We start from the raw sequence: 21,477 nt of genomic DNA on the forward strand, positions 1-21,477 counted from the left end.
TGCCCTTCCGGTGTGGAAGACACATAGCTGGTCCCTGCAGGAAGTGGATCTTCCAAAAGAAGATTGTAGGCGGTACCTCTTCCTCGATTCTCTATTAAAAGCTGATAAATAAGTTCGCTCCCTGCCAGTACCTCTGTATCACCCTGAAGTGTCTTTTTCAAGAAAAGCCCCGGTACAAGTGGGACTACCTCTACCTCTTCATTGGTATCTGTATCCTCCTCTTCATCTCTTCTGTTCAGAACAGTCACAGCGTTGCGTACCAAACCCGGCTCTTTGGAAAGGGACACCCGGGTGATAAGCTCAAAGGAGACCCGCTCTCCAACTCCGAGTCTGTCAAGTTCCCACACCACTTCATGCGTGGAAGACTGGTACACACCTCCTTCACTTCCCACATATTCCAACTCATCAGGAAGGTCATCTACCACACGAAGCTGGAAAGCTTCGCTGGGACCGGAATTCTGAACACTGATGCTGTAGCGAACCGTATCTCCCGGATAAACCGAGGCAGCGCTGAGTAGCTCTTTCTCTATGCTAAGTGAAGATTCACTACGGACAGTTACAGGTTCAGACTCATCCTCCAATTCCCCGTCTGGACCAGTCAGGTAGGCCGTGTTGCGCAGAATGGTGCCCTCTTCCAGTGAAGGAGAGACCAACAGGCGAAGTTCAAAAACACGGCTTTCTCCTCCCGGTAGGCTATCCAGAGTCCAACTTACCTTTTCAGAATCAAACTGCCCTTCCGGTGTGGAAGACACATAGCTGGTCCCTGCAGGAAGTGGATCTTCCAGAAGAAGATTGTAGGCGGTAAATATACCTTCATTTCTAATTAGAATTGAATACTGCATTTCCTCTCCTGAAGTAACTGAATGGGGGGCTGTGCCTAAAGGTGATTTTGTAATAGAAAGTACAGGTGCGCAACTTTTTAATCTAACAGTCACAGGAGCTGATTGGATACTTTCGCAATTATATTGATTTAAAGTAACCGCATAGTAGGTGACTCCATCCTCTAAATGAGTCGTATGGGAAAGGGGGCTTTGCAAGCCCTGATCTTGATACCATTTAACTTGAACATTACCAGTAGCTTTTAGTGTCTCCAAAGTAGGATTCAGTTCGCTACATAATTCAATTTCTACATTACTAAAAACTGGTGGCTGTATTTCTTCCCTAATTTTGAATTGCACTTTTTTGAAGTCAGGAGGCAAAAGCATACAGGAGGTCTTGGACTCTGCGCTGAGAAAAAAAGCATACTCTCCTGGTTCATAGTCCTGCAAGGTTAGATCTCCTTCCGTAGATAGCTTAATATTATCAGTTTGAGTCACTTTATTTACCCCTAAAGCATCATAGTACCAAAGGAATTTGATCTCATCCTGACTAAACTGACTCTCCTTTTGAATACCAGGTTTCAATATAACAATATCACCATGGCAATATTCTCCCCCACCGTCCACTTCAAGATCTGATTCTTTAGGCCTGGCAGTAACACTTACTCTTACGGGGTATCTGGCATATGATTCGCAATTTGACCTAAAGACCGACACCCAGTAAATGTATTCACCAGGTTCGGATAGCTTTGGGGTAGTGTAGCCATTTCCTGAACTTAATTCTTGTCCCCCAGTTTCAGTGGAGTACCATCTTAAAAAAGTATTTTCTCCAGGAATTGCTGAGATACGAGTATTCGTCCCCTCACAAGTGGTAAAGGGATCTGATGGATAGGTAGGAATGGCAAAAATCATTTCTGCCGCGTGTACTCTAACATTGGCAAAAAAATCAGGAAGAGCTGTATAACTTTTCACCAAGACACTGACATATGACTCTGAATTATCCTGCAAATCAGCAGCTACAGTAAATTTGTATATGTCTCCTGCTTTCTTGATATGCACAGCATCAGTATTCAAAAAATATTCAGAACTTACTTTCCTAGTTCCATTATATAAAGAAAGGCTAATAGATGAAAGTTTGTCAAGCTGTCCGTTCCAAGTAGGTAAAGAAATGCTTACACTTACACTGTCTCCCTTATTCCCTACAATGGGGAATATTAGATTTTGACCTATAAATCCCCCATTGAAGACATTTTTTACAGCCCGTAACTCGGAATAGCTTTCCGTATTATAATCGACAGCATTGTCAGGTAAGTCAACAGTACAGGAGGGGCATATGTTACTAGAAATAGTATATGATCCTGCAACTGTACAATTATCCAATGGAATTTCTGTATCGTCCACCACCACAGTAAATTCAAGCCTATTACTTAAACAGCCAGTAAGAGTATTTTTGGAGGCTACACTGTATTGGTAAAATCCTCGGGGAAGCTCCTTATCCACCATAAAAACTGGTGAAATCCCCATCAATGAACCATCTTCATCGAACCAGTGAAACTCAAAATTGTCTGCTTGAGCCAGATCGGGATATTCGGCTAATATATCCACTCCAAAGCCTTGTGGTGAAAAGTATGACATTCCCTTGGGAAGTAAAGGCTCTGAAATTGAATAATATCCTACATCAATTTGCTTAGCCTCCCCCACTTCTGATCTACAGGTGTTTGGTCCCTCAACTGATACAAATACCTTCTCCAGAGAAATGGAACTATCCAAAATCAATTCTGAACCTTGGGAAATAATTACAGTAAGTTCTTGATCGGCATACCACGTAAAAACAGGGGAATCAACAGAATTACTAAAAACTTTCAATAGAGCTTCTTCTCCTGGGCAGAATGTATAATCGTCAAAACCCTGAATATCTGATGACTGTGCAGGGACGCAATCATTATTTTCTACAAAAGTAGTGTTTACCTCCTCGGCTTCAACTTGCACGTTAAAACTTGGAAAACCGATAAACCAAAAGAGAAAACTGAGGATAAAAGTTAGCTTCATAAAACTTTCGACTTGGATTTTACTATAAAAAAAACCGGAACGGGGCCATACCACCATGTTCCACAAAAACAATGATGAAGAATAAAACTAGATATTTAAATTTTAAAAATATATTTAAAAGGTTGCATATTAATATAAAGCGTAATCATGTAAATGAAATGCATATAATTATAAAAGAAATTGAAAAAAAGCTTCTTAAATAATTAAATGTTTCAGATTATTTGGCTGCAAAAATCATATTACAAAACACGAACGGCATATTATGAACTACAAAAAAAATTGAAAGGAAATTCAGATTTAAGAGAGGAAATGGGAGAAGAGAAATGTAAGAATATAGAATCCAAGCTTGTAAATTAGGATAAGTAAAATCTCTTTTATTACAAAATAAATCCAATTATAGCCATATAGTTACAAATAAAAATGGTTTAATTAATTTTTTAATGCCTTCATAAACCTTTATCCTCCTCATAAATTTGAGTCGCAAATCAGGGCACTGGCCAAGACAGCTGAGGCTTTTATATTAATAAAACATATATTTACCGCTTGGATAAATTATTTCAGCTTTGATATGAAAACAGATTCAAGCTGACTGGGTTTTCATCTTTTAACGCTCAGCTAATCATCTATTTAATCCCTGCTATCAACTATGGAAGTTCAAGCTAAAAAAAGAAAATTGCTCCTTATTGATGATGAGCCATTGATGGGAGTGCTTCTAAAAAATAAATTTAAATTAGGATATGAGGTAGCTGTAAAGCTCAATGGTTTGGAAGGACTGAGCTATATTCTTGATGGTAATGTACCTGATGTGGTGATATTGGATCTCAATATGCCTGTAATGGGAGGTATTGAATTTATTCAGGAAATCAGAAAGTTTACCTACCTACATCAAATAGTAATTATAGTTCTCTCCGGGGAGGAATCTGCAGCAAGTAGAATCGATGCATTTAATGCTGGTGCTGATGATTTCCTTATCAAACCATTCAACATTGCTGAGCTGTCGATTAGAACTGAAAGATTTTTCACAAGATACAAATTTGACAAGTTATGAAAGACAAATTAGTCTTCATAAATCCATTCCTATATTTATCTAAGGGACTCATGGAGTCTATGGAATGCGAGTTTGACATTGAAAGCTATAATGATGTATTATCTTTTGTGCAAACTATCAGAACCAATTCAAACGTATCCATTCTGTTCATTTATGGCAATTTAAAGCAGACAGAATTCATCAACGTACTTAAAAAGATTGGCAATTATTCATTTCGAGATGGTTTTCAAGTAGTAGTTGTAAGCAAGGATTTTGATTTTGATGATAAAAAAAACGCCGTCAAGAATGGGATTAGCAGCTTATTTACAAATGATCAGTTTCTCTCTGCAGAGGTGGTTTCGACAATACAGAAATTAATTTCCTCCCCTCCCATGAGACGGTCTTTTTTACAGGAAAACCTAGCTCCACCAATCGATCAGGAATATAGAACCCCAACCGGAAAGAGGATCTTTGACATCATTGTATCCGGGGTGGCACTCGCCATATTATCACCTGTATTCTTTACTATAGCTGTTCTTATCCGCTTAGAATCAAAGGGGCCTATTTTTTATAAGTCTAATAGGGTAGGTAGAGGCTGGGACCTCATATCATTTTACAAGTTCCGGACTATGGTTCCTGATGCAGATAAAAAATTAAAAGACTTGGGACATCTGAACCAATATGCCAAAACCAATGAGAAAAGTGAAGCAAAAGTACCTATATTTCTTTTTGAAAAATGTGACACTTGCATGCATTTTAATCAACCTTGCGAAAGTCCGCTTTATAATGATATAGGGCAGCAGATATGTGAAACTTCCTATAGGTCTTACTATAAAGATGGAGGGTCAGCATTTTTTAAGCTATCACAGGACCCTAGGATCACTAGCTTGGGGAAATTCCTAAGAAATAGTAGTCTGGATGAGTTACCCCAACTATTAAATGTATTTAGAGGAGATATGTCCATTGTAGGTAATCGACCACTTCCTATATATGAAGCTGAAAAACTAACTACAGACGAATTTTCTAAAAGGTTTTTTGCTCCTGCCGGAATTACTGGGTTATGGCAAGTTACTAAAAGAGGAAAAGCAGGAGGTATGTCAGAAGCAGAGCGCATTGAGTTAGACAATCATTACGCAGATAATTATAGTTTGAAATTAGACCTTAAAATTCTGTTAATGACGATACCAGCATTATTTCAGAAAGAAAACGTATGACGAGATTCATCAGTATAGTACAGGCTTATTTTTGTGTACTGGCAATACTATTGCCGACACAACTTAAGGCTCAGCAATCGAAAAGTGTAGGAATAGAAGAAGGGATTGAGGGATTTAATTTATTTCAGGATATATCTGAGCAGCTACCAACATTAGACAGTTTAATACTCATTGCTATTTCCTATAGTCCTAGTGTAAAGACAGCGGTTTACCAGAGCGAAACTGAAGAGGAACGACTTGAGCTACAAAAGAAGTTTTGGACCAATCACATATCTTTATTTGGAAATATCGCTACGGGGAGTCAGGGAGTTTATATTGCCGGGGTAAATGAATCGACGGTAAATACCCTCTCTAACGGTTATAGATATGGATTAAGTGTAAATTTGCCGTTATATGAATTTATTTCAAGATCTAACCGTGTGAAACTGGCCCAATCGGAAATCAGAACGTTTGAGAGTAAGGCTGAAGAAATCAAACTTTCAGTGGAGCAACTAGTAATTAGGAACTACTTTGATCTTATAGTGGCTCAAAAAGTGATGATCGATCAACATAACTATTTAGAGCAGGCAAAAAATAGTGTACAGCTTGCTGAGCGCAAACTCCGGGATAATCAGGTGAGTTTTACTGAGTATACTAGGATTTCAGAAATCCAATCTATTGCGAGCCAAAAATATTATGAGTCTTATGGGGAATTTATGGTAGCTTTTCATAATCTCGAGAGTTTACTAGGTACTAAACTTTATGATTTAAAGCTATGATCCAAATAAAGCATCTGATTTGGTATCTGAAAAAATACTATTATCTTTTTCTTATTTTCCCAATAGTTACAGCCGGAGTAGTGATCTTGCTAACTGCAGGTTCTGCGAAGATCTATGATTCCCATATGGTGATCTACACCGGTATATCAACCAGGAAAAGCGCTGATTTAACCGAATCTTTAAAAATTGATTTTTTCACCTCCAATAATTTAATGGACAATATCATTTCATTGATCAGTTCCAGAAAATCGATTGAAGAAGTAAGTCTTAAATTGCTGTCTCAGCATCTTTCTCTAGAGGGTCAATATCCTTCCATACTATCCCAAAAGAGTATGGAGGAACTAAAGCTCCATATTTCGGACAAACTTAAATCCCAAGTGGCTGTAGCCGGAAACCCTGAGCAGACTCTTAGTAATATCCGCAGCTATATGAAGGATAATTATGATAGCCCCTTTCATTACCTATTAGAGCACCATCCTCACTATGGGGTAGATGAAATCCTTCAGAGGGTTCAGGTAAGCCGTAAAAAAAATAGTGATATGATAGAAATATCTTACTATCAAGATGATGCGGGCATTGTCTATCACACAGTTAAATTTTTGGGAGAGGTTTATCTTAAGCAGTATAGCGAACTTAGATACAATGAAACTGCCAGCAGTGTGGAGTATTTCCAGTCACAATTGGAGGTAGTATTGACAGAACTCAATGAATCAGAGCAAAGATTGAAAGAATTTATATCCAAAAACCGGATAATGAATTATTATGAACAGGGGAAAAGTCTTGATATATATAGGAAAGAGGTAGAAGCGGATCAGAGTGATGCATACCAACTTGCTACAGGAGCGGAAGCTGGCCTGATCAAATTGGAAGCACAGCTAAAGGAAAATATAGGTAGATCGTATATTCTGGACAGTATTTCCATTTTAAGAAATCATGTTTCGGAATTACGTATAAAATTAAATACTAGAGCGGGCAGCGAAACAGGGAACGCGGCACAGATAAAGGATGAAATTTTTAAGACGAATGAAGCCATAAACCAAAAAGTATCCCATCTATATCAACAGGATTTTAGTGTAGATGGAGTACCAATGAATGATATTCTTCAAGAATGGCTTAAATTATATATAGAAAAAGAAAAGCAATTCACAGCATCAGATGTGATGCTGAATGATTTGAAAAAGATAGATGAAAGAATAGACAGCTTTGCGCCATTAGGAGCTGAGTTAAACAGATTGGAGAGGGAAGTCTCTATACATGAAAAAGAATATCTAGCAATTATAACAGGATTGAACCAAGCTAAAATTCAAAAGGAAAATTTTAAGCTTTCCCAATCGCAAGTGGTTGTAGATCCACCCTACTTACCCTCAAATGCACGGAAATCTAAAAGAAAAATACTGGTTATTGCAAGCTTTTTATTCGGCAATATCTTAGTATTAACATTTATAACTATCCTTCTAATAACCGACTCAAGCGTACAACACCCGATAAGGGCAGAAGAAATCACGGGACTAAAGGTGGCTGGAATTTTCCCCAAAACGGGTAAAAACAAAGTTCAAAAGTTGGAAAAGGTTGTATTTGAGTACTTTCTTAATGAACTTAATTTGAGGAGAAGCCAAGGCAAAAAGAAGAGCCCATATTTGATTGGTATATTGCTCAATGAAGCAAATGGAGCTAACTTAAGCATTATACAGTCCCTTATGGCTTATCTTGAAAAAGAACAGTTAAGAATACAAATCCTTCATCCAGGGTATATTTCAGGAGGCATAAGCTATGATGAAGCAACCTATCATCAAATAAATGAACCAAAGGAATTAGGTATTACCCAGGAATTTGATATTATTATGCTTATCCATCCCTATTGGAAAGAGCAACATATTTCCTTTGGCTTATTACAAGCATGTGATTGGAATCTCCTAATGATAGATGCAGAAGTGGTCTGGAAACCCAATTATTCAAAATTTGTGGATATGATTCAATCATCCACAGGACTTAAACCAGATATGTTGTTGAGCAACGTCGATTCTATCTTTGTAAAAGAATATACAGGGGCATAACTAGACTTATTACCTTAATAGGCCAACATGTGGAGTATATAAAGCTCTATCCTACTTTAAAATTTTCTATTATTTCGGCACTTGTAGCTGGAGGAATAGGTTATGCTATTTTCAGATTTGAAATCTTAGTATTGGCATTCCTTCTTGGGCTAGTAGTTCTAATATTCATATGGCGTCTTATATATCTCAGGCCTATCATGGGAATATATCTTACACTAGCCTATTCGTTTATTGCAAATGGGCTCATTCGGTACTTAGAACTCCCATTAGGTCTAGGTGTAGATTTTCTGCTATTTGCAAGTCCTCTTATCGCTCTATTCTCCAGAGAAAAGCCTGCTTTCAAAAATCTGAATTCAGCAATACTCTACATCACCTTATTTTGGTTGGCTTTCACCATCCTAGAGATATTTAACCCTGAGGCTGTAAGTAAAATTGCTTGGTTTTATGCCGTAAGAGCAGTCTCTCTGTATCAATTATTCTGCATTTTCTTTTTGCTACTTTTTCTAAAGAAAAAAAAACAAGTCTATTTGTTTACAAATCTTACTCTTATTTGCTGCATAGTAGCGGCTTTCTGGGGTTTTAAGCAAATATTTCTAGGATTAGATGAATGGGAAATCAGGTGGCTAGCATCCGGACCTGTTAGGACACACATATTATTTGGTGTCTTAAGGGCATTTTCTTTCCTTTCCGATTCAGGTCAGTTTGGCGCAACAATGGGATACGGAGCTATAGTGGCTTTCTTGCTTGCATTGGGTCCTTTTACTCTAAAAAGGAAGTTAATACTCCTTATAATCGGATTAATTAGTCTATATGCAATGGCCTTAAGTGGTACCAGGGGGGCTTTTTTTGTAGTGATTGGGGGCTCAATCTCTTATTTGGTTGCCACAAGAAATTTTAAGAGTATGATTGTGGGGGCAGTTTTCCTTTTTGGGATATTTTTCTTTCTAAAATTTACGACTATCGGCAACAGTAATTATCAGCTTAGAAGGATGAGAACGGCACTGGATCCTCAGGACGCTTCATTGCAGGTACGTTTTGAAAACCAACTAAAACTCAAAAAATACTTATCAAACAGACCCTTAGGAGGAGGAATAGGAACTTCAGGATCCTGGGGACAGCGCTTTTCACCTAATACGGTATTAGCTGATACCCCCAATGATAGCTGGTATGTGAGAATATGGGCTGAAACAGGAATAATTGGTCTATCCATCCATCTACTTATGATATTGTTTATACTATATAAAGGATTCGCAGTTATATTCAGCCTTCATGACCCTATATTAAAGCAATACATGATGGCCTTACACTCAGGATTTGCTGGAATTTCTGTTGCCGCATATGGGAACCCTATTATAGGCCAGTTTCCAATCAACATAATCCTATACTTTACCTGGGCCGCAATCTTCTTAGTTTCGGGTTGGGATACGAAAGACAAGATACTTGAGGAATAATTTAAAGAATGAAATGTAAATTTATACAACAATCAATCAGCCAAATCATCTGCACGAATTGCCTTTTCCCATGTGGATGGCTGTGCATCTCTTAGCCATCTAAAAAAACCTAAAATTGCACAGAGATTCATTACTGTAAAATAATAGGGTAAAAAAAACCCCTTAATTGATACATCTTTGTGTTGCAATTGGTGCCCCAGCCATGCCCACAGGTAGAACATATACTGCATTCCCAAGATTACAAACCAGTGCAACTCCTGAGTCTGGATTGCAAGATAATGGTTGAGAAAAAAGATTGCTGTTAATAGAAATGGAATAAGTGCCCATCTAAGCACCCTATGGCTAACGTATTGGAAAGTTAGCATAGGGTTTTGAAAAGGGTTGATAGCTTTACGCAGTCGGAACATGCTCTGCCAACCTCCAGCTGCGATCCGGATTTTTCGTTTTACCTCTTCCCCTATATTCGCGCTTGCATATTCAGAGGCAACCGCCTCAGGAACATATATGACACGATAGCCCTCTTCTGCAATTTTCATTGACAAAAGAAAATCATCCAAAATAGTATTGTCAGGAAGCTCCTGGAAAAGCTCCCTTCTACAACTGAACAATTCGCCTGCCGCACCTACTAAGGTATATAGGAGACTATCATATTTCTTAAGAAAAGACTCATATTGCCAATACATCCCTTCCCCACTTTCACTAGCTCCTTGTCTTTGACTGGATAAGATGGCCTTCTCGCCTGAAACTGCTCCAACCCTTCTATCTCGATATGGCTGAACAATATGTTCAATTGCCTTTAGATTTAACCTTGTATTTGCATCGCAAAACACAAGAATTTCTCCTGAAGCTTGTCTAACAGCCCTCTTCATAGCTGAAAGTTTTCCTTTTCTTTCTTCGGAGTACATGGTTTTGACTGTAGGGAATTCCATAGGAATGGTATGCGATCCATCTTCTGATCCATCACAGATAAATATGATCTCAAGCAAGCCTTCGGGATAGGAAAGATCTAAGGTGTTTCTAATTTTATTTCGTAAAGCCGGTCCTTCGTTGTAGCAAGGAATAATAACAGATACAGAAGGAAAGTATTCAAAAGATTTTACCATTTTATCTTTTCCAAGGATTTTCACCAACAGGTATATCAGCATACCGTAGCCCAGGTAGGCATAAAATGTGATTAATAACATAGCTATAAACCAGTTTTCTACCATGAGTTATTTTTGAATTGATTTTTCGTAGGTATTAGTGGCGAGCTTCCAAAAATCTTCAACCCTAAGCTCCCAAGAATTGGATTTGGCTGCTAAATACCTTTTCTGGTAGTCAGGTTTAGAATTGGTTTTGATTGCTAGATCAATCATACTTACAAATTGTCCGTGGTCACAAGCAAGATAAATATGCTCACTGAAATCAGAGATATCAGGGGAAAAATCTGTGGTCACGACAGCTCTCCCAGAAGCTAAGTATTCATTTATTTTTAAAGGATAGATACTTCTTGTAAAATCATTAATCAAAAAGGGAATAATTGCACAATCAAAATATCGTAGAAACCTCGGCAGCTCTTCTAATTTTTTGGGCCCTACAAATACGATATTCGTAATAGCATCCAAATTAATTTCGGAATGAATCTTATCCTCCCTAGGACCTAGCAGCACCAGTGTCTTGTCGGCATGGGCTTCAGCTACCTTCTTAATTAGAACATAATCTATTCGTTGGCATATATTCCCAATATACCCAATAATAGGAGTCTTGATATTCTCCATCTCTGATGGGATGGGGCCATCCATCTCCCAAGCAGTTTTAAAGAGATCGGTATCTCCCCCATTTGGGAAAATCAGTACTGGTATCCCACTTGATTTAGACAGATCTTTCGATAAATTTTGGGATGTTGCTATAGCCAAGTCATAGTTTCGAATTGCTTCAATTTCTCTGTAGGAACCGTGCTTTCGGGTATAAGCATTAATAGCTCCTATAGCGTCTCTGGATTGATAGACAGCGAAGGAAGGTGACAAATATTTTTGGTAGTTATACAAGAAAGTTGGATTGAAGGAATTTATCAGGATAAACTCATCAATCTTATCCTCAGCCAAAGACTTGAGAATAGCGTTTGACATAATCTTGCTATTAATAGCGGAAAAGATATCGTACAACCAACCTTTTCTAAGCCAATTTACCGGAAAAACTATCCTCGGTGTTATGCATTTGACTATCCCTTTTTTAGTTGTTAGGATAGTTCTCATTTGCAAATCCCCTTTAATCAATGCATTAGTACGGGATTGGATAGGTGGGGTATTTCTTCCTCTAAACCATTCTGAAAATGTGTATGGGTAATCCACATAATACACCCTATTGTTCTTACCAAACTCTTTGGCTAAAGACCAAGATGCGGAGGAAATTGGGGAATCCCATCTGGACATGGATATAATGACTAGAGGAAGATCCCTAAGTTTATTTGATGCCAAAGCTGTTTTCATGGCTTGTTCTCCTTTAAATCAGGAAAATCATTCTTTCTTGCCTCCCACACCTGCTTATAATTAAGATATTTATCATGTTTAGTAACCAAAAAATCAGTCTTAGCTTGCTTGAAGCCTAATAGAGAAAGGATTTGTATTCCTGCGAATAAGGGAATAAAAGGAATCGATTTCCAAATTGAGGCTGGAGTATTAGAAAAAATCAAAGCCAAGAACCAATTTATGCCCGTAAGTATAATCACTGTGGCGGAAATTAAGAAAATATAATAATTGAGAAAAAATCCATAGCAAAATGAAAGCAATACCCCTAAAGTCAAGAATATGAGAGGGGGTGTGGAAGTCATGATAGAAAAATAAATTCCATTCCACTCCAAAATTGCAATTTTTTTTAAAAACAAATGAAAAATGTCGTTGAGATGGTCAAAATACGATTTAAGCCATCGGGTACGTTGCTTTTGTACCTGTTCAACATCACTTGATTTCTCATCAAAAATCAAGGCATTCTTTTGATATGCAATTCTAACGCCCTTGGCCACTAAGGTGTTTTGTAATATTTTATCTTCTGCCAAAATCAGTCGGGACTTCCCTATGTCAAAATCTGCAAGATATTGCTCAAATAAACCTGCCTCGATAAGCATTCCTGAGCCTGAAATCGTAGCCGATGAGCCTAAGCGATCTGGAAGTTCCTTGTGTATAAAATTATAGTAAATTTCTCCTAATGCATCTAAGCAGGCAACACGGGTATCCAGGTTTTTTGCTGTACGTCTACCCTGCACAGCATTATTTCCTTTACGGAAAGAATGAGAGAGATAAGCCAAGCTATCCGGATGAAGGAGATTATCAGGATCCAAAACCAGAACAGCATCATGATGTCTCTTCCTGTGGGTTAGTCCAGCCTTTAAGGATGACACTTTGGAATCTAAAGGCTTATCAGGATAGATAACAGTGAGCCGCTTGTCTGCTGGTAAATGCGGATGAGGAACACAGCGATCAGCAACTAAGTAAATATGAAAATCAGGATAATTTTGATTGAGAACAGAATCTAAAAGAGGGATGGAAATAGTAAGGTCCTGGTATGCAGTAATGACACATGCTATATCTATCTTGGATGCCTTGAGATTTTTTTTTGACTTTGAGGATGGGAGTATCATCATAGCCAAAATAGAAAACGTAACAAAAGAAGCATAAAATAGGAGTAAAATAGCTAGTACAAAAAACAATGATGTCAATAGAATCATAGGTATTAATTTTCCAAATAAATAGAGACAAATAATTTTGGGCACGATTCATTTCTACTCATCCGAATGTATGCTGCTGTAGCCATACTTTTAAGTAACTGAGAATATTAAAACACCTCCTAAACTTCAAACCTAGAACTGCTTCTGGCAAAAGCAATCGCACCGAATTGGGTGTTATTTCAAAGGTTGCAAAATACATTTGAATTAAAATTCACCAAAAGCTATAATTTGTAAACAAAACGAGAAATTGACTGCTAAATTAAAATCTCCTGAATCTTCTAATCCAGATAGTGCAAACAAAGTAGCTAAATTTACTTTTAATGAGGAGCTGAAACCATGGTTTAAGGATAATCCCCACTTTCTTACTAAGTAAAATGAGAGGAAAGCAATTTCATTCCAGACTACCAAATAAGGGGATATTTTCCTGCCGGTAAATACTATATTAGCTTTTCAGAATACTCATTAGTAACCTGGGTCCATTAAACCGGAAATCTGCATTAGATTTCAAAATCCAAATCAAACGCTTCGAACCACTTAACTCATTCACCCGAGCTGTGCTATGCCTCATTCGTTAAAGTGTTTGATTTTCTTATATTTTTGATTCTCAAAACAGATTCTAATGCATAATTCGGGTTAAATTCATAGTCCGAAAGTTCACAGGGGCAAATACTTCAATTTTATAGAATAGATACATTTCATGCACAAATTTATCTATTAACAGAGATAATAGGGCGAACTACTCATTTTTTTAATACTTTCAGATTGGAATATTATTCTAGACCGTGTCAACAAACTTACCTCAACCTCTTGTCTCCGTCATTACCGTCAATTTTAATCAGTCGAAACTTACCGAAGAGCTACTAAATTCTCTAGCTCAGGCAAAGTATTCTAATTTGGAAATAATAGTAGTAGACAATGGCTCTAGTAAGTGGGATATTGCTGGGTTTCAGAAAAAATACCCTTATGTGAAGTTGGTCAAAAGTATGGAAAATCTAGGGTTTGCAGGAGGGAACAATTTGGGAATTGCAGAGGCACATGGAAAATACCTAATGTTTCTCAACAATGACACTGAAGTCACACCCGGATTTTTAGAACCATTAATTGAAGTCTTTGAAACAAATCCATCAATAGGTGCAGCTTCGCCTAAAATAAAATATTACCATAGTCCTAACCAGAATACAATACAATGGGGTGGATCAGAAGGCGTCAGTAAAATAACTGTACGAGGCAAAGTAAATGGTGGAGAAGAAGTGGATATTGGGCAATGTAATCAGATAATGGAGACTCAGCTGGTACATGGAGCTGCTATGATGGTGCCTATTGAGGTAATCAAAAAAGTTGGATTAATTCCAGACATCTATTTTCTGTATTATGAAGAGCATGACTGGGTTGAAATGATCAAAAGGGAGGGATATTCCATTTATTATGTAGGCAATGCCACCGTCTATCATAAGGAATCAATGACAGTAGGTGAATTCAGTCCAGTTAAAATCTACTATCAAACTAGAGGTCGGCTGATCTTTACCAGAAGAAACAGGCATGGTCTCAATAAATTAGTAAGCTTACTTTTTTTTGGTATTGTTGCTTTCCCTAAAAATCTTCTTCTTTATTTATTAAAAGGCAGGTGGGAATTGGCAAGGGCATTTATTTCTGCCTGTAAGTGGAACTTACAGAACCGTGCTATATATGGTCACCCTAAATTAAGGGAAGTAGAAGATGGATCTTATCAGATAATTGATGATTATAGGAAACCTACTATTCTAGATTTTTCTAACTCTTGAATATGTTAAAGTCATTGTATTTAAAATTAAAAGAAAAGCAAGCAAAACTAATAAGAGATGGTGAACCTGCTGGCATGTTCTCTATTGTGAAGCTGGCTTTTTCCGGTGTAGTCCAAGTACTGTTAGGCCGATGGTACTTTACCAAGAGAACCACCTCCGGGAGGCTAATGATGGTAAAAGGAAGGCCATTGGTGCAAAATTATGGAGACATTAAACTCGGCGATCATGTTAAAATCTGGTCAATAATCCAGCAGAGCAAACTATTCGTAAAAAGAAATGCTTGCCTGAAGATAGGAGCCAATTCCTTTATCAATGGCGCACATATATCTGTAAGTGAATCAGTTACCATAGGATCAAATGTCAATATTGGCCCATATTCTGTAATCATTGATGATGATTTTCATCCAGTAGGATCAGGAAGCGGGGAAAGTTATAAAAAACCTATAGTGATTGAGGATGATGTCTGGATAACGATGAACTGTATGATAATGAAAGGTGTGCGCATAGGAAAAGGCTCAGTAGTAGCAGCTGGGGCTGTGGTAACAAAGGATGTGCCTCCAAATACACTTGTAGGCGGGGTGCCCGCAAAAGTAATCAGAGACCTAAATTAACGTATAAAATCATATACCCCATAAGTCAGTAACTTTAGAATTATGAGAATTGGTATAGAAGCACAGCGGATATTCAGAAAAAACAAGCATGGAATGGATTTGGTAGCCGTTCAACTGATCAAGAATTTACAGCGTTTAGACCATCACAATCAGTATTTCATCTTTGTTAATCCAGATGTCGATATAAATACGATTTATCCTACAGCTAATTTCAAAATAATCCTTTTGCAAAAAAGCCCATATCCAATATGGGAGCAATACTACTTGCGAAAAGCTTCGTATGACTACAAACTTGATTTATTGCATTGTACAAGTAACACCGCACCAATAAGTATAAAGACACCATTGATACTTACTCTCCACGACATTATTTACCTAGAACAGATTCACCTAAAATCCGGAACATGGTATCAGCGGATAGGAAATCTGTATAGAAGATGGGTGGTGCCAAGGATAGTAAAAAGTTGTCACACCATATACACCGTGTCTGAATTTGAAAAGCAGGTAATTGAGAAACACTTTAACTTTCAGTCAGGAAAAGTCAAGGTGATCAACAATGGAGTGGCCTCCTACTTTAAGCCTCAGAATGACAACCTAGTCGATAAGATAAAACAGAAATACGGACTCCCTGATTCCTATTTGCTTTTTTTAGGAAATGCTGATCCTAAAAAAAACATGCTGGGATTACTTAAGGCGCTATTGCAAATAGACAATAAGGAGCAACTTACTATGGGGATTGTAATTCTGGATTTTGGCATTGAGGAATTGGAAACTATGCTAAGCAGCATAGATGCAATACAACTATTGGGAAAGATACATTTGCCAGGATACATTGTCAATGAGGAACTCCCCTGTTTTTACAGTGGCGCATTAGCTTTTTTATATCCCTCATTAAGAGAAAGTTTTGGCCTTCCTATTTTAGAAGCCATGGCTTGTAAATGCCCTGTAATCACCTCAAATACTTCATCTATGCCTGGGATAGCAAAAAAGGCGGCTATCCTGATTAATCCGAAAAAACCTGCTACAATCAGTGAAGCTATTTTACGACTGAAGAAAGACCAAAACCTTCGGGAAGAACTTATAGCTAAGGGAATTGAGCGGTCCAAACAATTTAGTTATTTTACAGGTGCACAAGCTGTATTGGAGACCTATAACTCTGTCAAACGGAAAAAAAGATGAAATCTAAAAACTATTGGCTGAACAGTGGTTTTTTTACGATGATGCACCGCGGTATTGATTTTCTTGTGGGATTTTTAGGCTTCATGATGTTGGTTAGGATTTATTCACCTGATTTATTTGGGGTTTGGGTACTATTTATAACTATAACCACAATTATTGAAATCTCACGAAATGGTTTTTTACAAAACGGATTGATTAAATACCTAGGATCAGATTCAGAGCAAGAAGGGAAAATACAACTAAGTTCACTACAGCAAAATATAGCCCTATCAATCGTGCTAATGTGCCTTACTTATTTTTTGGCTCCTTATGCAGAATCAAAATTAAATGCACCAGGTCTTGAGGCACTCATGCGGTTACATGTCCTTTTCTCACCTTTCTTGATCTTACATACACATAATTTAATCCTTATGCAGGCAAAGTTTAATTTCCGAGCCTACTTCTATGCAGGCATAAGCAAAACTGTGCCTTTCTTTTTGTTCATATCAATCATATACATAAATAATTTTTCAATCGATCTAGTCCAACTGGGCTGGCTCTATCACCTATGTATAATTCTAGCTTTACTTTCCTCACAGGTACAAGTCAGGAAATTTTTCAAATTAACCTGGGGTTGGCATAGAGAATGGTTTGTAAAACTGTATAGTTTTGGAATATATGTATTTGGTACAAATTTACTTTCTGTGATTTCTACCAGTATGGACAAATTTCTCTTAGGAGGGTTACTATCTCCGGTCCAGGTAGCGATGGCAAATAGTGCCGGAAGAGTCATTAATATGCTGGATATTCCGATAAACTCAATTGCTTCAATTTCCTTTCCTAAAGCGTCTGAAGCACATGAAAGAAAACATCCTGATGAAGTGGCAAAAATCTATCAACTGACCTTAGGGGCTATGCTAAGCTTTAGCTTAATTTACTTGACCATAGTACTGATATTTAGCAAAACTATAATTCTTCTGATTGTAGGTAAAGAGTATCTGGCTGCTGTCCCCTACTTGCAAATAATATCCTTTCTTGCCCTGATACGGCCTTTTGATAGGCAGTCAGGAGTTTTTTTAGATGCCATTGGTAAGCCTGCTTACAACATGGTTTTGGTTTTTACCAATATGATATCATCAGCTTTGCTCTCTTGGTATTTAATTAAAAACTATGGACTGATAGGGGGAGCCTATGGAATAGTGTTTACACTGGTTATTACCGCATTAATCAAAGTATTACTATTGAATAGATTCCTACAAATCAACTATTTAAACGTTTTAAAACAGGCATTGTATAACTACCCTCTGATATTGAAAGTGGTATGGAGAAAATTACATGCACAATAGCTATAAAGCAATTGATGTGCGTGTAGTATTTACATTTTTAGAAATAATAAGAAATTCTTTCAAAATAAGTGGCTCCTTAGAGAGTTGATAGAATCCGCAAAAAGGCATAAAAATAAAAGCATTCTCCCTTCTAAGAAAAATTCATTTCTATCCCGACCATCCCTATAAAGGATAGCCACTAAAGCTTAACTTTTTTTTACAAGTGTATACTATACACCTAACTTCCTCATACAATCTTCCTGATGAATCATTAGGTAATTCAGAGAGTCTGGATAGGCAATAAAAATTAGAATTATCAAATTATTAGACTTTTTAATATATCTAAGGAGAGACAAACATTGTCGAATTAAAGTTTAAAACAATTTCAAATCACCCCTTTTCATTTGCCCTCTCAGCTCTTTGCCAAGTAACGGCTTGGCCACCAACAATCCATCTAAAAAATCCATGGATAGCGCAATAGTTCATAACTGAGAAATAATAAGGAATAAAAAAGCCAACTATAGGAATAGCTTTATTCTTGGCCCAAAAACCCAATAAAGCCAATGTATAAAAAAGATACTGAACTACTAAAAACACAGTCCAAAGTATATTTTCTGTATTTACAACTAAAAGATGATTTAGTAAAAAGATGATCGGAAGAAGTAAGGGACAAACTGCCCATCTTAATACTCTATGGCTTATATATTGAAAAAAAAGTCTAAAGTCATGAAATGGATTAATTGCTTTGGAAAGGCGAAAGATACTCTGCCATCCGCCGGCTGCTATTCTGATTTTCCGTTTAATCTCTTCATTTATAGATGAGCTACTGTACTCCTGAGCTTCAGCTTTAGGAGCGTATTTTACCAAATAACCATTTTCTGCGACGCGCATAGAAAGCATAAAGTCATCCAGTATAGTATCGTCTGGAAGATGTTCAAAAAGCTCTCTTCTATAGCTCATCAGCCCGCCATCTCCCCCAACAAGGGTATTGAAATAACTATCAAACCTTTTGAGAAAAGATTCATATTTCCAATATACCCCCTCCCCTTTGCTAGTGGCTCCATCTGACTTCAAAGTGATTATACGTTTTTCTCCTGTCACTGCCCCTACTTTTCTATCTTGAAATGGGAGTACAAGCTCCTTGATTGCTAACTGATTAAGCAAGGTATTAGCATCCGAAAATACAAGAATAGAACCGCTAGATAACATTACTGCTTTTTTCATAGCAACAAATTTCCCTCCCCTTTTAGGAATAAGTATTGATTTTATGCTACGATTACCTTTTAAAAAATTTTCTGAACCGTCATCTGACCCATCACTGATAAAAATAACTTCAAGTTTATCGTCTGGATAATCAAGCTGAAGTGTATTTTCAATTTTTGATTTTAGGCCTGCCTTTTCATTATAGTACGGGATAATCAGTGAAACTGAAGGTAAATGTTGATTGTGATAAGAAAAATTCCCTTTAGATCTTAGTTTTACTAACAGAAAAACCAACCCTCCATATCCAATATAGGTATAGAAAATTAAGAGAATAAGAAGGAGAAAAGTCAACTCCATTTAATTTAAAGGTTCATTTTTCAAATCCGAATATGTATAATTCCAGAATCCATTTAAACAAAGTTCAAAATAGAAGCAAGAAATTAAAAATAATCCAGTCTACTCTCAAGAAATTTGTAAGGCTAGAGAATTGTCATTTTCGAAAGTTAGTATTCATTCACCAAATATTTCGAAGAAATATAGAAATCCACACTACACAGAATACTATTTTTATATTTATTGGTAAAAGTTTATCGAAACCAATTCGAACTAATTCAAACTCAAAATAAACAACGTCCAAAAACGGTCAACTATATTTAGTGCACTACAGTTAGTCTCCATAGTTAGGGGGCATTTGACAGTTAGTAGATAACATTAGCCAAAGCGTTATAGGCGCGGAATTTTTGTAGCGGTGGCTTTTAACCCGGGGTAAAAAGAGACAAAATTGCCTTTGCCTCGGATTTTTAAGCATGTTGATAAGAAAATGGCTTGTCCCGAGGAGGTGCACAGCGTTTGTTAATTGTCAAATTAAAAATCCTACGAAAGAATTCGGAATTACAAATTCCGAATAGCTGGTGATCGTGACAAATCCCCCTTGCCCCCTTTGATTATTTCTTATTTTCCAAAATTAAACTAAGAGTGAAGGGGGAGTTTGGTAAGTGGATGCTGTTTGGCTGTGGTCAAATTGAAATCGGTTGGCGGTTGGCGGGTATCGGTTAGCAGTTAGCCGTTATCAGTTGGCTGGTGATAGTTTACTGTTGGCGGTAACACGAGTTAAAACTCAAGGGTTTGTGGTCCGACAGTGCAAATGTGAAACAGCTGGGCAGTTGAGAAAAGGAGCATGCTGTAGGCAGGCCTGGTCTGTAGCCTAGGGTGGAGACCTGAGGAACGAAGGGAGGAACCCTAGGTCAAAAGAGACCAAAAAGCAATTGCTCCTGCCTTGGAGTATCGCTTGGAAATGATGGTTAGTGCAGGAGGTGAAAAAGAGAATCAATTGGTATTTGGATTGTCCTTTATGTAAATCTGCATTAAAAAGCCTAAGATTGGTTGTCTTTCCTATACTGATAATGGTAATGTCATTTCTTCGATACTTTTGAAGGCCAAAAGTATCCAAAAGCCCTTGCCAGAGTCTATTCATCAAATCGGTGAAATGAACAGGAAAAGAAAATGGTATTGCACCGATTTGATTTTTGAAATTTGTCTAAGCCTAAAAATTGGCCCCACCCTTCAAGCTTACCCAAGCCTAAAATCTTTCTTAGAAAGATTTCTCGACGGCTTGTTATTTCGCCCACTCAGGAGCTAGCCAATTTTCTTAACGGCCTAGACCGCTTTTCAAAAACCTAATAGCCCCAATGGCGTTTCCTAACGATAAATCAAGGGTGCTGAATATGAACGCTCTAGTTCCACTAGTAATAATAGCCAACTTTCTTTGTGAAAAATAGCCAAAGCGCTGTAGCCGCGGAATTTTTGTAGCGCCGGGTTTTAACCCGGTGTTTTAGGATTTAATTGTTCACCAGCGCTGGACCTAGATCATAATTCGGAGACGAAGACCAGTTGCCAGCAAGATGGAAACGGAAAGTTGGGGAGAATTTAAAATGGAGGAATTTAAAATTTAAAATTGGGTGAGAAGATGTCCGGTGTCACCCCCGACTCCTAAAGGGGAGAATGGGCTTAGTGGAACTACATTAAGGTGGATCTTCTTTGTCACTTTTGAGCCCAAAAGTAACCAAAAGGCGTGCTGAAATAATGCGTCCACCCGCATTCCAGCCGCCTGCCCCGCTATTTCAGCTTTCCCACGCGCCCTTACGAATAGCGCCGGTTTTATCATTGAAATTCCATTTCGCGGTTGGCGGTTATCAGCTGGCGTGATACGGATTAAAAATCCTACGGGTTGGAGTCCGACATTGCAACTATCGAACAGCGGGAAAACCCCAGAGGGGTGACAGCTTTGTAGCGCCGGGTTTTAACCCGGGGTTTAGGAATATAATT

General features: G+C 37.6%; 13 protein-coding genes and 1 pseudogene. 9 read left to right on the plus strand and 5 right to left on the minus strand.

The window, feature by feature from the left end; translation table 11 throughout:
- Window positions 1–2,867 (minus strand): annotated as a pseudogene (locus AACZ87_RS18745) (hypothetical protein); the annotation flags it as partial.
- A 646-nt stretch (window positions 2,868–3,513) separates the two neighbouring features.
- On the opposite strand from AACZ87_RS18745, the gene AACZ87_RS18750 reads away from it, so the two are divergent.
- The 5 genes from AACZ87_RS18750 to AACZ87_RS18770 all read left to right on the plus strand — a co-directional run bounded on the left by AACZ87_RS18750 (window position 3,514) and on the right by AACZ87_RS18770 (window position 9,371).
- Window positions 3,514–3,915, plus strand: a complete 402-nt coding sequence (locus tag AACZ87_RS18750) for a response regulator transcription factor (protein ID WP_339869438.1) — start codon at window positions 3,514–3,516, stop codon at window positions 3,913–3,915.
- A complete protein-coding gene (locus AACZ87_RS18755; RefSeq protein WP_339869439.1) occupies window positions 3,912–5,108 on the plus strand; it encodes a sugar transferase in 1,197 nt (398 codons plus the stop codon). Before AACZ87_RS18750 ends, AACZ87_RS18755 begins: the two co-directional genes overlap by 4 nt.
- Window positions 5,105–5,866, plus strand: a complete 762-nt coding sequence (locus tag AACZ87_RS18760; RefSeq protein WP_339869440.1) for a TolC family protein — start codon at window positions 5,105–5,107, stop codon at window positions 5,864–5,866. The genes AACZ87_RS18755 and AACZ87_RS18760 overlap by 4 nt, the downstream gene beginning before the upstream one ends.
- A gap of 125 nt (window positions 5,867–5,991) precedes the next feature.
- Window positions 5,992–7,920, plus strand: coding sequence for a hypothetical protein (locus tag AACZ87_RS18765; protein WP_339869442.1), 1,929 nt, complete (start codon window positions 5,992–5,994; stop codon window positions 7,918–7,920).
- Between the two features lie 29 nt (window positions 7,921–7,949).
- On the plus strand, window positions 7,950–9,371 hold the full coding sequence (locus AACZ87_RS18770) for an O-antigen ligase family protein (protein WP_339869443.1): 1,422 nt from the start codon (window positions 7,950–7,952) through the stop codon (window positions 9,369–9,371).
- Between the two features lie 32 nt (window positions 9,372–9,403).
- Here the strand turns inward: AACZ87_RS18770 and AACZ87_RS18775 are convergent, their stop codons facing one another.
- From AACZ87_RS18775 to AACZ87_RS18785, 3 genes are read right to left on the minus strand one after another with little or no spacing between them, the layout of a single operon-like run.
- Complete coding sequence (locus AACZ87_RS18775) at window positions 9,404–10,555, minus strand: glycosyltransferase family 2 protein (protein WP_339869444.1); 1,152 nt, start codon at window positions 10,553–10,555, stop codon at window positions 9,404–9,406.
- 27 nt (window positions 10,556–10,582) lie between these two features.
- The gene (locus tag AACZ87_RS18780; RefSeq protein WP_339869446.1) at window positions 10,583–11,839 is read right to left on the minus strand and encodes a glycosyltransferase; all 1,257 of its coding nucleotides are present in this window, start codon (window positions 11,837–11,839) and stop codon (window positions 10,583–10,585) included.
- The gene (locus AACZ87_RS18785; protein WP_339869447.1) at window positions 11,836–13,074 is read right to left on the minus strand and encodes a glycosyltransferase; all 1,239 of its coding nucleotides are present in this window, start codon (window positions 13,072–13,074) and stop codon (window positions 11,836–11,838) included. The genes AACZ87_RS18780 and AACZ87_RS18785 overlap by 4 nt, the downstream gene beginning before the upstream one ends.
- A gap of 782 nt (window positions 13,075–13,856) precedes the next feature.
- Between AACZ87_RS18785 and AACZ87_RS18790 the strand changes: the two genes are divergently transcribed.
- Genes AACZ87_RS18790 through AACZ87_RS18805 form a run of 4 tightly spaced genes read left to right on the plus strand, consistent with a single transcriptional unit; the run spans window position 13,857 to window position 17,970 of the window.
- Complete coding sequence (locus AACZ87_RS18790; RefSeq protein WP_339869449.1) at window positions 13,857–14,855, plus strand: glycosyltransferase family 2 protein; 999 nt, start codon at window positions 13,857–13,859, stop codon at window positions 14,853–14,855.
- A gap of 2 nt (window positions 14,856–14,857) precedes the next feature.
- Window positions 14,858–15,466 (plus strand): acyltransferase, encoded by a 609-nt coding sequence (locus tag AACZ87_RS18795; RefSeq protein WP_339869451.1) that lies wholly within the window; start codon window positions 14,858–14,860, stop codon window positions 15,464–15,466.
- Window positions 15,467–15,508: 42 nt separating this feature from the next.
- Window positions 15,509–16,645, plus strand: coding sequence for a glycosyltransferase family 1 protein (locus AACZ87_RS18800; RefSeq protein ID WP_339869453.1), 1,137 nt, complete (start codon window positions 15,509–15,511; stop codon window positions 16,643–16,645).
- Window positions 16,642–17,970, plus strand: a complete 1,329-nt coding sequence (locus AACZ87_RS18805; RefSeq protein WP_339869455.1) for an oligosaccharide flippase family protein — start codon at window positions 16,642–16,644, stop codon at window positions 17,968–17,970. Before AACZ87_RS18800 ends, AACZ87_RS18805 begins: the two co-directional genes overlap by 4 nt.
- Before the next feature lie 369 nt (window positions 17,971–18,339).
- On the opposite strand, the gene AACZ87_RS18810 is transcribed toward AACZ87_RS18805, so the two are convergent.
- On the minus strand, window positions 18,340–19,509 hold the full coding sequence (locus AACZ87_RS18810; RefSeq protein ID WP_339869457.1) for a glycosyltransferase family 2 protein: 1,170 nt from the start codon (window positions 19,507–19,509) through the stop codon (window positions 18,340–18,342).
- Window positions 19,510–21,477 lie beyond the last annotated feature (1,968 nt).

The sequence above is a fragment of the uncultured Algoriphagus sp. genome (genome assembly GCF_963974365.1).
In the GTDB taxonomy this organism is placed as follows: domain Bacteria; phylum Bacteroidota; class Bacteroidia; order Cytophagales; family Cyclobacteriaceae; genus Algoriphagus.

Excerpts from the sequence above, each read along its gene's own strand:
- AACZ87_RS18750 (WP_339869438.1), top strand. The coding sequence starts at position 3,514 with ATGGAAGTTCAAGCTAAAAAAAGAAAATTGCTCCTTATTGATGATGAG.
- AACZ87_RS18755 (WP_339869439.1), top strand. The coding sequence starts at position 3,912 with ATGAAAGACAAATTAGTCTTCATAAATCCATTCCTATATTTATCTAAG.
- AACZ87_RS18760 (WP_339869440.1), top strand. The coding sequence starts at position 5,105 with ATGACGAGATTCATCAGTATAGTACAGGCTTATTTTTGTGTACTGGCA.
- AACZ87_RS18765 (WP_339869442.1), top strand. The coding sequence starts at position 5,992 with ATGGTGATCTACACCGGTATATCAACCAGGAAAAGCGCTGATTTAACC.
- AACZ87_RS18775 (WP_339869444.1), bottom strand. The coding sequence starts at position 10,555 with ATGTTATTAATCACATTTTATGCCTACCTGGGCTACGGTATGCTGATA.
- AACZ87_RS18780 (WP_339869446.1), bottom strand. The coding sequence starts at position 11,839 with ATGAAAACAGCTTTGGCATCAAATAAACTTAGGGATCTTCCTCTAGTC.
- AACZ87_RS18785 (WP_339869447.1), bottom strand. The coding sequence starts at position 13,074 with ATGATTCTATTGACATCATTGTTTTTTGTACTAGCTATTTTACTCCTA.
- AACZ87_RS18795 (WP_339869451.1), top strand. The coding sequence starts at position 14,858 with ATGTTAAAGTCATTGTATTTAAAATTAAAAGAAAAGCAAGCAAAACTA.
- AACZ87_RS18800 (WP_339869453.1), top strand. The coding sequence starts at position 15,509 with ATGAGAATTGGTATAGAAGCACAGCGGATATTCAGAAAAAACAAGCAT.
- AACZ87_RS18805 (WP_339869455.1), top strand. The coding sequence starts at position 16,642 with ATGAAATCTAAAAACTATTGGCTGAACAGTGGTTTTTTTACGATGATG.
- AACZ87_RS18810 (WP_339869457.1), bottom strand. The coding sequence starts at position 19,509 with ATGGAGTTGACTTTTCTCCTTCTTATTCTCTTAATTTTCTATACCTAT.